This is a genomic window from Undibacterium sp. GrIS 1.8 (assembly GCF_040544445.1).
In the GTDB taxonomy this organism is placed as follows: Bacteria; Pseudomonadota; Gammaproteobacteria; order Burkholderiales; family Burkholderiaceae_D; genus Undibacterium.
This window is the reverse complement of sequence record NZ_JBEONQ010000026.1, coordinates 64,765-75,750: the sequence shown is the minus strand read 5'-3', so window position 1 is coordinate 75,750 and position 10,986 is coordinate 64,765. Positions and strand designations below refer to the sequence as shown.

Annotated in this window: 13 protein-coding genes; 11 read left to right on the top strand and 2 right to left on the bottom strand. The window is 46.6% G+C overall.

Annotated features, from left to right (window positions below; translation table 11 throughout):
* Positions 1-444: 444 nt before the first annotated feature.
* Positions 445-861 carry a TM2 domain-containing protein gene (locus AAKU64_RS13605; RefSeq protein ID WP_354333157.1) on the bottom strand — a complete coding sequence of 139 codons (417 nt, stop codon included), beginning with the start codon at positions 859-861 and terminating at the stop codon, positions 445-447.
* 215 nt (positions 862-1,076) lie between these two features.
* Here AAKU64_RS13605 and rpsP point away from each other — a divergent pair, with 215 nt between their 5' ends.
* From rpsP to AAKU64_RS13570, 7 genes are all read left to right on the top strand, one after another.
* On the top strand, positions 1,077-1,328 hold the full coding sequence (gene rpsP, locus AAKU64_RS13600) for a 30S ribosomal protein S16 (RefSeq protein ID WP_110255824.1): 252 nt from the start codon (positions 1,077-1,079) through the stop codon (positions 1,326-1,328).
* Between the two features lie 17 nt (positions 1,329-1,345).
* On the top strand, positions 1,346-1,903 hold the full coding sequence (gene rimM, locus AAKU64_RS13595; protein WP_354333155.1) for a ribosome maturation factor RimM: 558 nt from the start codon (positions 1,346-1,348) through the stop codon (positions 1,901-1,903).
* 41 nt (positions 1,904-1,944) lie between these two features.
* On the top strand, positions 1,945-2,703 hold the full coding sequence (gene trmD, locus AAKU64_RS13590; protein WP_354333153.1) for a tRNA (guanosine(37)-N1)-methyltransferase TrmD: 759 nt from the start codon (positions 1,945-1,947) through the stop codon (positions 2,701-2,703).
* A gap of 125 nt (positions 2,704-2,828) precedes the next feature.
* Positions 2,829-3,209 (top strand): 50S ribosomal protein L19, encoded by a 381-nt coding sequence (gene rplS / locus AAKU64_RS13585; RefSeq protein WP_322119574.1) that lies wholly within the window; start codon positions 2,829-2,831, stop codon positions 3,207-3,209.
* A gap of 127 nt (positions 3,210-3,336) precedes the next feature.
* A complete protein-coding gene (locus tag AAKU64_RS13580) occupies positions 3,337-4,002 on the top strand; it encodes a CoA pyrophosphatase (RefSeq protein ID WP_354362247.1) in 666 nt (221 codons plus the stop codon).
* Positions 4,003-4,169: 167 nt separating this feature from the next.
* Complete coding sequence (locus AAKU64_RS13575; protein WP_354333149.1) at positions 4,170-5,120, top strand: CobD/CbiB family protein; 951 nt, start codon at positions 4,170-4,172, stop codon at positions 5,118-5,120.
* A 251-nt stretch (positions 5,121-5,371) separates the two neighbouring features.
* Complete coding sequence (locus AAKU64_RS13570; protein WP_354333147.1) at positions 5,372-5,701, top strand: DUF3579 domain-containing protein; 330 nt, start codon at positions 5,372-5,374, stop codon at positions 5,699-5,701.
* Between the two features lie 19 nt (positions 5,702-5,720).
* Here the strand turns inward: AAKU64_RS13570 and AAKU64_RS13565 are convergent, their stop codons facing one another.
* Entirely contained in the window at positions 5,721-6,635 is a 915-nt protein-coding gene (locus AAKU64_RS13565; protein WP_322119570.1) for a LysR family transcriptional regulator, read from the bottom strand.
* Between the two features lie 231 nt (positions 6,636-6,866).
* Here AAKU64_RS13565 and AAKU64_RS13560 point away from each other — a divergent pair, with 231 nt between their 5' ends.
* From AAKU64_RS13560 to AAKU64_RS13545, 4 genes are all read left to right on the top strand, one after another.
* Positions 6,867-7,601: a histidine phosphatase family protein gene (locus AAKU64_RS13560; RefSeq protein WP_354333145.1), complete on the top strand. Its 735-nt coding sequence runs from the start codon at positions 6,867-6,869 to the stop codon at positions 7,599-7,601.
* Positions 7,602-7,610: 9 nt separating this feature from the next.
* Positions 7,611-8,375 carry an SDR family oxidoreductase gene (locus AAKU64_RS13555; RefSeq protein ID WP_354333143.1) on the top strand — a complete coding sequence of 255 codons (765 nt, stop codon included), beginning with the start codon at positions 7,611-7,613 and terminating at the stop codon, positions 8,373-8,375.
* Positions 8,376-8,453: 78 nt separating this feature from the next.
* A complete protein-coding gene (locus tag AAKU64_RS13550) occupies positions 8,454-9,683 on the top strand; it encodes an acyl-CoA dehydrogenase (RefSeq protein WP_354333141.1) in 1,230 nt (409 codons plus the stop codon).
* Positions 9,684-9,947: 264 nt separating this feature from the next.
* Complete coding sequence (locus AAKU64_RS13545) at positions 9,948-10,712, top strand: SDR family oxidoreductase (protein ID WP_354333139.1); 765 nt, start codon at positions 9,948-9,950, stop codon at positions 10,710-10,712.
* Positions 10,713-10,986 lie beyond the last annotated feature (274 nt).

Sequence of the window (10,986 nt, the reverse complement as noted above, 5' to 3'; positions counted from 1 at the left end):
CTACCTGCCCAAACAGCCGCATTGATGAATTGCTGCCGCTCCGCACTTAACACCGTACCTGCCTTCTGAAAAGATGGTGGGGTTGGACGCTTACATTTAACCCAGATTTTCTATTGGAACAGTGACAAGTGTGCCTTTGAAGGATTGACCGGCTAGACTTGACGTCGCAAGCTTCCTCTTGCTAGGAGTAGTAACAACGCCAGGCAGTTCGTCAAAGGTGCAATTGTCGCTGCAGCGCTCCCACTCAAATCGTGGTGGTGTTACCCCTCTGAACGCCGCATACCGTCTGCGTTTCTGTGAAGTGGTAGCGGACTAATGGAAAATCTGGGTTTGATATACTCCCCATTATTTATTTAAAATATACGCAATTGTCCAATAATTCTATGGACAATCTGAATATACAAGATAGGAGTATATATTTTCGTTGATGAGCTCATGCCGTGCTCAGCCGAATGATCCGCCTGTATATAGAAGATCAAATGCACGTGCAATCGTTGCGATCAAGGCAAAAGCCCCAACGCCTAGTGTGAGCACCAAGATCAATGCGATTGGCCAGTTAGAGTCACTGACTTGACTCGAATGAATATTGTGTTTTGCATCCCATTTTTCATCTGGCATTAAGCCGATCACCAAGGCTTCTAGTATCGCAATCAAAAATGAAAGAACGATAGGCGCAGCAGTAACTAACAGCGGTGACCCGAAGTAGAAGTGGCTTAATAACCACGACAAAGGCAAAGTGATGAAATGTAGCCATCCCCAAAGATCTTTTTTGCCATAAACGTAAAAGCGATGCGCACCGATGCTGCCTAGGGTTGCCGCCAGCAAAGTGCTCAGAGTTTTGTTTTTGTGTGGTGTTTTCATTAAGTGGATGCGCTCCTGCAAAGTAATGCGTGATTCTAGAGCAAGAGCGTGCTGTTTGCTTTGATATTACTGCTACAGGATGCTTTGTAATTTTGCCATATTCAGTGAATGTGTTACCTGGCTGCGACTGAAAGTGGGATAGTGCTTGCTGTTTCTTGGCTGTTCACGCTATAATTTGCGGCTTTTTCCGCGTTTAGACATTTTTTGGAAATATTATGGTCGTTATTCGTTTAGCTCGTGGTGGCGCAAAAAAGCGCCCTTTTTACAATATCGTTGCAACAGATTCACGCAATCGTCGTGATGGCCGTTTCATCGAACGTATCGGTTTTTACAATCCGGTAGCAACTGGCAATGCTGAGACAGTTCGTGTTGCAGCAGATCGCTTGGCTTACTGGCAAGGTGTTGGTGCACAATTGTCACCAGCAGTCGCTCGTCTGGTAGCTCAGTCTGGCAAGGCAGCAGCTTAATCGCTGTTGTTCTGTCTATGACGTCAGTTGGAGTACGTGCTCCTGATGATTTAGTCTTAGTTGGCTACATCTCGGGAGCATATGGCATTCACGGATGGGTAAGGATACGTCCTTATTCTTCTGATGCAGATGCACTAATGACTGCCAAAACCTGGTGGTTAGAGAATTCTCCGCTACACCCGGAATTGCATGATGTTGATCGCCTGGAAGTTAAAATTCATGGTGAGGATGTTGTAGCAAAATTAGTCGGTGTGGTGGATAGAAATACGGCAGAGGGACTGAAAGGCTCCGCAGTCAAAATTCCTCGTAGTCATTTTCCCGCTTTATCTGAGGGAGAATTCTATTGGTTGGATTTGATTGGTTTGTCGGTACACAATCTGCAGGGCGAACATCTGGGTCAAGTCAGAGATTTGATGGATAACGGAGCTCACCCTATTTTGCGTGTGGCTGCTGCGGATATTCCAGAGATTGATTTGCCTAAACATGAACGCCTGATTCCTTTTGTTGAGAACTTTGTTAAAGAAGTGGATCAAAAGGCTGGCAAAATTACGGTTGACTGGGGTACAGATTATTAGTGAACATGGGAGTCGTTTAATGGAATCGGAAGGCATTTTAGATGCAATTTGATGTCATTACACTTTTCCCTGAAATGTTCACTGCGCTCACGCAGTCTGGTGTTACCCGGCGGGCATTTGAGCAAGGTCGATGTGCTTTGTCTTTGTGGAATCCACGTGATTTTACGACTGACAAACACCGTACTGTGGACGACAGACCATATGGCGGTGGTCCCGGCATGGTGATGTTGGCCAAGCCGTTGCAAGCAGCTATTGAAGCTGCTAAAGCAAGGCAGATCAATTTAGCAAATGCGGACGCGATTGCTCCTAAGGTGATTTATTTGTCGCCACAGGGACATCCGCTAACGCACCGGAGAGTGATGGATTTGTCGCAATTGTCTGGCGTTGTATTGCTATGTGGTCGCTATGAGGCAGTTGATCAACGTTTGTTGGATAGCTATGTGGATGAAGAAATTAGCCTTGGCGATTTTGTTCTATCCGGTGGTGAAATTCCAGCCATGGCGTTGATGGATTCTGTTATCAGACAATTGCCAGGTGTTTTGCACGATGATGCCTCAGCGATACAGGATAGCTTTGTCAATGGTTTGCTCGATTGTCCGCATTACACTAGGCCAGAAATCTTCGAAAATGCGGTTGTGCCGGCTGTTTTGATGGGGGGTAATCACGCTGAAATTGAAAAATGGCGACGTGAAAGATCTCTTGAAGCTAGCCAGCTTAAGCGACCAGATTTGATACTGCAAGCACGTGAAGCAGGTTTGCTCAGTCGTGCTGATGAAAAGTTTTTAAGTAATTTGTTGTAAAACCGAATCGTAAGATTTGGTACTAAGCGTGAGGCTAGATAATTTTTAGTCTTACATGTTAAACCCCATCCTCTACTGAGCATTGTTGTATTTAGCGTCAGCAAGATGGTATCCGGAGTAAAAAAATGGATCTGATCCAAAAATTAGAGGCAGAAGAAATTGCGCGCCTCGGTAAAAGTATTCCAGACTTCGCACCTGGTGACACAGTCGTTGTCAGCGTTAACGTAGTTGAAGGCACACGCAAGCGTGCTCAGGCTTACGAAGGCGTTGTTATTTCTCGTCGTAACCGTGGTTTGAATTCTAACTTCATCGTTCGTAAGATTTCATCTGGTGAAGGCGTTGAGCGTACATTCCAATTGTATTCTCCGCTGATCGCTTCGATCGAAGTTAAACGTCGTGGTGACGTACGTCGCGCTAAGTTGTACTACCTGCGTGAACGTTCAGGTAAATCTGCTCGTATTAAAGAAAAATTGCCTGCTCGCAAGGTCGTCGCTGCTAAAGCATAGTAATATTTGCTTAGATGCGTTGAAAGAAAGGGATGCCTTCGGCGTCCCTTTTTTGTTTTATAGAGATGAAAGACATGCAGCAAAGCTTGTGATTTGTTGGTGTTTCATGCCATCAGAGGATATTTGTGTGAAGCTTAAGTTTAATCCTGAGGATTTACCCGTCCAATCGCTAGCGACGGAGGCGGCGGTTCCTGCATCCCGCTTATCTGCAGACTGGCTGCGACAACATTTTTTGCAACCTCCAACTTGGACTCCAGAGTTGGCTGATGAGCATTTACTTTCTACGATCACCTCTTTTAAACCCGCATCAGTATTGATCCCCTTAGTCATGCGAGATCAAGGTTTGACATTGCTGCTGACGCATCGGGCCGCTCATTTAAATGATCATGCAGGGCAAATCAGTTTTCCTGGCGGACGATGTGAGGATAGTGATGGCTCGGTTGTAGAAACTGCTCTGCGCGAAGCTGAGGAGGAGGTTGGTTTGCATCGCAAGCACATTGATGTAATTGGTATTTTGCCGGAATATCGTACTGGAACTGGTTATCAGGTAACGCCTGTAGTGGCATTAATACAGCCCCCGTTTGAGTTGAAAATTGATGCATCTGAGGTTGCTTCTTTGTTTGAAGTGCCATTATCATTTTTGATGGATGGTCGAAATTATCAGCGTCGTGCGTTTGATTTGCCAAATGGGCAGGGGCAACGCGTTTTTTATGCGATACCATACCAACAGCATTTTATCTGGGGTGCAACTGCTGGTATGTTGCGCAACTTGTTTCATCTGCTGCGCGCTTGATTTTGTTTTTCAATAAGTTTCTCAATGAAACTGAATATGGCAAAGCATGAACAACAGTCGGCTTATTAGAAAAATAATCAGGAACTTCATAATCTGAGTAAATCAGTTTACACTTGTTGCATTTGCAAATCCGTTTCTAGCTGGAAACGCTATAAACTTACCCAACCATGACATTCATTTCCATACTTTGTGCCTTACTGATCGAGCAATTGAAACCTCTGCGGGTGGATAATCCGATTTATTTGCAAGTACAAAATTTAGCAGTAAAGATAGAAGCTTGGTGTAATGCGGGTAAGGCTAAGCACGGTCGTTTGGGCTGGTGGATTTTAGTCGTTGCGCTTACGCTGCCGACGGCTTTGATCTATTGGCTATGCTTACGTCTCAGCCCTTTTGCTGCTTTGGCATGGAATATTGTTATCGTTTATCTGACGCTCGGCTTTCGTCGCTATAGCCACTACTTTACGTCTATTCAGCTCGCGTTAAGCTCGGGCGATGAAGCTGCCGCGCGTGCCTACCTCGCTGAGTGGACGCACTTAGATACCTCCGATATGGACATCTCCGAAATCTCCAGACTCGCTGTAGAGCGCTCGTTAATCGCTACTCATCGCAATGTTTTTGGCGTGTTCTTTTGGTTTTTAATGCCAGTTGGCCCTGCCTGTGCGGTCATGTATCGTGTTGCTGAATATCTGGCTCGTGCCTGGAACGAGCCAGAACACATGCGTAAAGAAGAGTTTGGTCTATATGCGACTAAAATTTTTTATTGGATTGATTGGGTACCAGCTCATTTAACTGCAGTTGCTTTTGCCGTCGTCGGTAATTTTGAGGACGCTGTGTATTCCTGGCGTAATTATGCTGATCGATGGTCAGATGAGTTGGTCGGCATCATTTTATCTGCCGGCGGTGGCGCATTAGGTGTTCGATTAGGGGATCCGGAAGCAAAAGCGATGGTATTGAGCGCAGACGCTAGTGCGGTCGATATTGATAGCCTGGATATTGAAAGTCAGCCCGGTGCAGAGGCATCGCCAAGATCGCTACAAAGCGCTGTTGGTCTGGTTTGGCGCGCTTTATTATTATGGATGCTGCTCTTGCTGCTGTTATCGTTTGCAGTTTGGTTGTGATCTGGATATTTAAATCAGGTTAAATTGAAAATTAAAAAACCCACATGATGTTGATGTGGGTTTTTTACTCTTTACTCGCGATAAAAATGCACTATAGTAAGGAGAATAATTGAGGTGTAACAGATGTCCCGATTTTTATCTTTAGGCGGTTTTTAAATCAAGTCTTCTATAAGATATAATATTGATGTATTTTAAAAGCTAGGCACATCAAAAGCGTGCCCAAGTTAACCCTCTAGCAACGAGCCGCCCACATGGCCGATTCCGACAAAAACAATTCAACTCCGGTACGCGAGTTTTTTATCCAGGGTCTTACCAGCGACGGCAAGCAGTTTCGGCCAAGCGACTGGGCAGAACGCCTGTGCGGTGCCATGTCCTGTTTTCGTCCTGACGCTGGCAGAAATGCACATTTGCAATACTCACCTTATGTTCGCCCGATTTTGCTTAATGGTGTGCGTTCGGTCGTCGTGAATGAGGCGATTCGTGAGATAGAGCCGCTGGCATATCATTTTGTGGTGAGCTTTGCCAAAGACAATGATTTGCAAATCATTGATGCTTGTTTGTTGCCTGATCCTATCAAATAATCCCCGATTTTTAAAAATCTCACGCCATCATCGACGCTTGAAAAGCTAAGGTGATCTGTTCCCGTAACCAGCGATTTGCAGCATCATTTTCTACATTCTGATGCCAGTATAAATACACGTCCCAAGATGGCATCGGCAGCGGTAAAGGAAAAATCTGATTTCCGAACTGTTCGTTCGCAATCCGGGCATAAGCCTCTGGCATTGTCAGCAATAAATCGGTCTGACTGGTGACCCTGCATGCAGCGAAATAATGCTGGCAGCGCAAGCGAATACGCCGTTGTAAGCCAAGCCGGCTTAATTCAAAATCCTCCAGCCCAGGCCCTTTGCGGCGCGAACTTGCCAGAATATGTTCTGCTTGTAAATAGGTCTCTAAATCGAGTTTGCCTTGTACCAGCGGATGATCTTTGCGCGCCATCACCACTGTCGTGTCTTGCGATATTTTTTGACGACGAATCTCGTTTGGCAGCGGTAATAACACATCAATAGCAGCATCTACTGTGCCTGCCGCTAGTTCGCTGACTAGTTCCCTGCGTTCAACTTGTATTGCCGCCAGATCAATCGTTGGTGCTTGCTGGGTGATGCTGGTGAGTAGTGGTGGTAGCACGGTCGATTCCAGCACATCGCGCAACGCCAGCGTAAATTGTTTGCTCGCAATAGCGGGATCAAATCGACCAGCGTCCGACAAAGTGACCTCCAGTCCGCGCAGAGCCAATCGCACTGGTTCTATGATGCTACGCGCCAATGGCGTTGAAACCATTGCATGTCCTTGCCTTACAAATAGCGGATCATCGAACAGATTGCGCAAGCGATTCAGTGCATGACTAATCGCTGGCTGCGTCAGATATAGTTTTTGACTGGCACGCGTTACGCTGCCTTCTGTGTAGATCGCTTCAAATACAGAAAACAAATTCAAATCAACTTTAGATATATGCATAAAATTAATGTAATTTAATTATAACTATTCATTTGATAGATTGTAGCGCAAGCTTTACCATGATTCACAAAGTTAATTCGGCAGGTTGATCGACTGAGTTGATTGAATAAATACGTTGAATAAGTTCATTCAATAAGTTCATCTACCTAGGCGAACATTTCAGTCAGTCATGAAATCAATCAACTCAGCCAGGCACTTAAATTCAAGTTGGACAATTAAACGGGACAAGCAATGGGACAGATTTATCTGGTACGTCACGGACAAGCTTCTTTCGGTAGTCAAAATTACGATCAATTATCCGAGCTAGGCGTAGCGCAAGCCGTGCAGCTTGGTCAATGGTGGCGCGCTCGCGATCTGGAGGTGTCACGCGTCGTCACTGGCAAGTTGCTACGTCATCAACAGACTGCCAAAGCCTGCATAGCTGCTGTGCAGAACGTGGCTGCTGATGCACTCAATACAGATGCATGGCAAGAGGATGCTGGCTTCAACGAATATAACCATCACGAGGTTTTGGCGCGGCATGTTCCCGCGTTTGATGACCCTTCCGCAGTCAAGCGTTTTTTGATGACGCCAAACGCCAAACAAGCGTTTCAAACTATTTTTCACGAGGCGATTGCGCGTTGGATGACGGGCCTATATGACGCTGAATATACCGAATCATGGGCAGAGTTTCGTCAACGCTGTATCGCAGCGCTGGAGCGTCAATTAACGTATCCCGATCCCGCAAAAAATATTGTGATCTTTACCTCCGGGGGCACTATTTCCACTTTGTGCCAGCACGTGCTGGGTTTCCCCGATCCGCGTTTTGCCGAGCTGAACTGGTCGCTGGTTAACAGCGGCGTGACACGTTTCCATGTCCAGCCGGCCTTAGCGCAAGGCCAATCGCCACGTTTGGCATTGGCTTACTTAAATAATTTTTCTCATCTGGAGTTATCCAATAACCCCGGTCATATCACTTACGTTTAGGAGTTGGAGATGACAGATCTGTTTGATTTAACTGGCAAGGTCGCACTGGTCACAGGTGCCAGCCGTGGCATCGGTGAAGAAGTCGCCAAAATGCTGGCGGCCCATGGCGCAACGGTGATTGTCTCCAGCCGCAAAGCAGAGGCTTGCGAAGCGGTGGTTGCTGCGATCCAGGCTGCAGGTGGCAAAGCCGAGGCACGCGCCTGCCACATTGGTGAAATGGCGCAGATTGATGCGCTGTTTACTGACATCGCAGCCGCACACGGCAGACTCGATATTCTCGTGAATAATGCTGCGACCAATCCACATTTTGGACACATTACTGAGACTGATCTGGGGGCCTTTCAAAAGACCGTTGATGTCAATATTCGCGGCTACTTTTTCATGTCTTCTGCGGGTGTCAAATTGATGGCGAAAAATGGTGGTGGCAGCATCATCAACGTCGCCTCGGTTAATGGTGTCGTCCCTGGCGGCATGCAAGGTATCTATTCGATTACCAAAGCAGCAGTGATTGCGATGACGAAATCCTTCGCGCTGGAGTGCGCCGCAATGGGTGTACGCGTGAATGCCTTACTGCCAGGTGCCACAGATACCAAGTTTGCCTCCGCCTTATTCCATAACCCCGTCATTTTAGAAAAAGCATTGAACCGCATCCCCATGAAAAGGATTGCAGAGCCAAGTGAAATGGCAGGTACCGTTTTATATCTCGCCTCGGCCGCATCTAGCTACACAACGGGCGCTTGCATCAATGTCGATGGCGGTTATTTAGTCAATTAATAGCGATATAAAACTCATCAGATTGAATCGAAAAGTCAATCAAATCGGGTCGATCAAATTTTTCCTTAAAGGTAGAACATGGATTTTCAATACAGCCCCAAAGTTAAAGCATTACAAGCGCGTTTAATCGCGTTTATGGATGCTCATATTTATCCCAACGAAGCTAATTTCTATGGCGAGATTGCGGCCAACCGCAAGGCCGGTGATCCGTGGATTCCGACCAAGATTGTAGAAGAATTAAAAGTCAAAGCACGCGCAGCCGATTTGTGGAATTTGTTCTTGCCCGAATCCAGTCATGGCGCAGGTTTGAGCAACCTGGAATACGCACCGCTGTGCGAAATTATGGGGCGTTCTTTATGGTCAGCGGAAGTGTTTAATTGCGCGGCGCCGGACACCGGCAATATGGAAGTATTTGCCCGCTACGGCACGCCAGAGCACCAAGAAAAATGGCTGAAGCCTTTGTTAAATGGCGAGATCCGTTCTTGCTTTGCGATGACAGAGCCAGCTGTTGCCTCATCAGACGCCACTAACATCGAAGCGTCGATCGTGCGGGATGGTGATGAGTACGTGATTAATGGTCGCAAATGGTGGTCCTCTGGTGCTAATGATCCGCGCTGCAAAGTATTTATTTTTATGGGTAAGAGCGATCCTGATAATGCTGACCGGCATAAACAGCAATCCATGATCATTGTGCCGCGTGACACCAAAGGTGTAACGATCCTGCGTGCCTTGCCTGTATTTGGTTATGACGATGCGCCCCATGGTCATGGCGAAGTGTTATTTGAGAACGTTCGTGTGCCAGCATCGAATATTTTGTTAGGCGAAGGTCGTGGTTTTGAAATTGCCCAAGGTCGTCTTGGCCCTGGTCGTATCCACCACTGTATGCGCCTGATCGGTCTGGCTGAACGTGCGCTGGAAGATATGTGCAAACGCTCGTTGACACGGGTTGCTTTTGGCAAGCCAGTGGCAGAGCAGGGTGTGACATTAGAGCGCATCGCCAATAGCCGTATCCTGATTGATCAAGCTCGTCTGCTGGTATTAAATGCCGCACAAATGATGGACACCGTTGGCAATAAAGCCGCAGCGAAAGAAATCGCCATGATCAAAGTCGCAGCGCCTAACATGGCTTGCACCGTGATTGACTGGGCAATACAAGCGCATGGCGGTGGCGGTGTCTCTAACGATTTTGGCCTCGCTTATTCTTATGCACAAGCGCGTACTTTACGTCTAGCCGATGGTCCGGATGAAGTACATCGCAATCAGATTGGTAAGATGGAATTGAAAAAATATAAGACCAATGCGAACTAATAAGCACTAAAACACATTAAATTGAATCTTAGAATTGAATCCTAGTTTCGGTTTCTAAAATCAACCCTGAAGTCTCTCAAATTCTTGTTGAGGCTATCAGGGATTTTTGCATCATAGAACGTGTTATTTATCTCAATCAAGACTTACGCAAAAATGTCACGACTAGGTGTAGCGACGACAACAGTATTTCGAAGCGGGTAGGCGCTGCAATGCTTTGAGGAGTTTTGCGTAAGTCCATCAAAAAAATTAATGAATGGAGACAATATGCCCGAGATCACATTTAAAGATAAATCAGTACTGGTCACAGGTGCCGCCAGTGGCATAGGACGAGCTGCCGCCTTGGCGTTTGCTAAAGCTGGTGCCAAACTAACGATTGCCGATATTGACGTGGTCGGCGCGGAGGAGACGCAGGCCATGATCTCGTTTGCTGGCGGTACCGTGCGATTTGTAAAAACCGATATTTCTAAAGCGGCCGAAGTCGAGTCTTTGATCGCCGGGATTGTGAGCGTCTATGGCCGCCTGGACTGCGCTTTTAATAATGCAGGTATAGAGATTGAACATCACGCATTGGCTGACTCCGACGAGGCCAGTTTTGACAAGATCATGAACGTCAATGTGAAAGGCGTCTGGCTTTGTATGAAGTATGAAATCAAACAGATGCTGCAACAAGGCGGTGGCACTATCGTCAACACCGCCTCGGTCGCCGGTTTGGTCGGTGCGCCTATGCAGCCGATTTATGCCGCCAGCAAACATGCCGTGGTTGGATTGACCAAAACCGCCGCAGCCGAATATGGCCGCGCAGGCATCCGTGTCAATGCGGTGTGCCCGGGTGTGATCCGTACACCGATGATGGATAACGCGATCGCCCGCGAACCAAGACGCGAAAAAATGATCCAAAAATTGCACCCGATCGGTAGGATTGGCGAGGCATCAGAAATCGCTAATGCGGCGCTATGGTTATGTTCAGATTTGTCTTCGTTTGTAACAGGACATCAACTAGCAGTTGACGGCGGACTGACGGCGATCTAAGTTATAGCTGCATAGAATGGATTTAAAATGAGTTTGACTTAAATCCTTTTTTTACATCAGCTATTCAATAAAATAGGGGAGTATGTCTATAAATTGGCTTATTGATTAAGTTTTATATGGACAATAAAAAATACAGGTAGTGAGTATATTTTATTTAAACTCTTGCTGTTCGCGTAAATATCGATAGTTGTATCGTCTAAGCAAGGGACTAAATAATTGAAACGGTGGTAGAAAAACAGTCGGAAAGCAGCAAAAAAATAGTAGAGCCAGCGAC

Bases quoted from the DNA above. Each gene is read 5' to 3' on its own strand.
- AAKU64_RS13605 (WP_354333157.1), bottom strand. From the start codon at position 861: ATGAAAACACCACACAAAAACAAAACTCTGAGCACTTTGCTGGCGGCA.
- AAKU64_RS13570 (WP_354333147.1), top strand. From the start codon at position 5,372: ATGGCCGATTCCGACAAAAACAATTCAACTCCGGTACGCGAGTTTTTT.
- AAKU64_RS13560 (WP_354333145.1), top strand. From the start codon at position 6,867: ATGGGACAGATTTATCTGGTACGTCACGGACAAGCTTCTTTCGGTAGT.
- rpsP (WP_110255824.1), top strand. From the start codon at position 1,077: ATGGTCGTTATTCGTTTAGCTCGTGGTGGCGCAAAAAAGCGCCCTTTT.
- AAKU64_RS13555 (WP_354333143.1), top strand. From the start codon at position 7,611: ATGACAGATCTGTTTGATTTAACTGGCAAGGTCGCACTGGTCACAGGT.
- AAKU64_RS13575 (WP_354333149.1), top strand. From the start codon at position 4,170: ATGACATTCATTTCCATACTTTGTGCCTTACTGATCGAGCAATTGAAA.
- trmD (WP_354333153.1), top strand. From the start codon at position 1,945: ATGCAATTTGATGTCATTACACTTTTCCCTGAAATGTTCACTGCGCTC.
- rplS (WP_322119574.1), top strand. From the start codon at position 2,829: ATGGATCTGATCCAAAAATTAGAGGCAGAAGAAATTGCGCGCCTCGGT.
- rimM (WP_354333155.1), top strand. From the start codon at position 1,346: ATGACGTCAGTTGGAGTACGTGCTCCTGATGATTTAGTCTTAGTTGGC.
- AAKU64_RS13545 (WP_354333139.1), top strand. From the start codon at position 9,948: ATGCCCGAGATCACATTTAAAGATAAATCAGTACTGGTCACAGGTGCC.
- AAKU64_RS13565 (WP_322119570.1), bottom strand. From the start codon at position 6,635: ATGCATATATCTAAAGTTGATTTGAATTTGTTTTCTGTATTTGAAGCG.
- AAKU64_RS13550 (WP_354333141.1), top strand. From the start codon at position 8,454: ATGGATTTTCAATACAGCCCCAAAGTTAAAGCATTACAAGCGCGTTTA.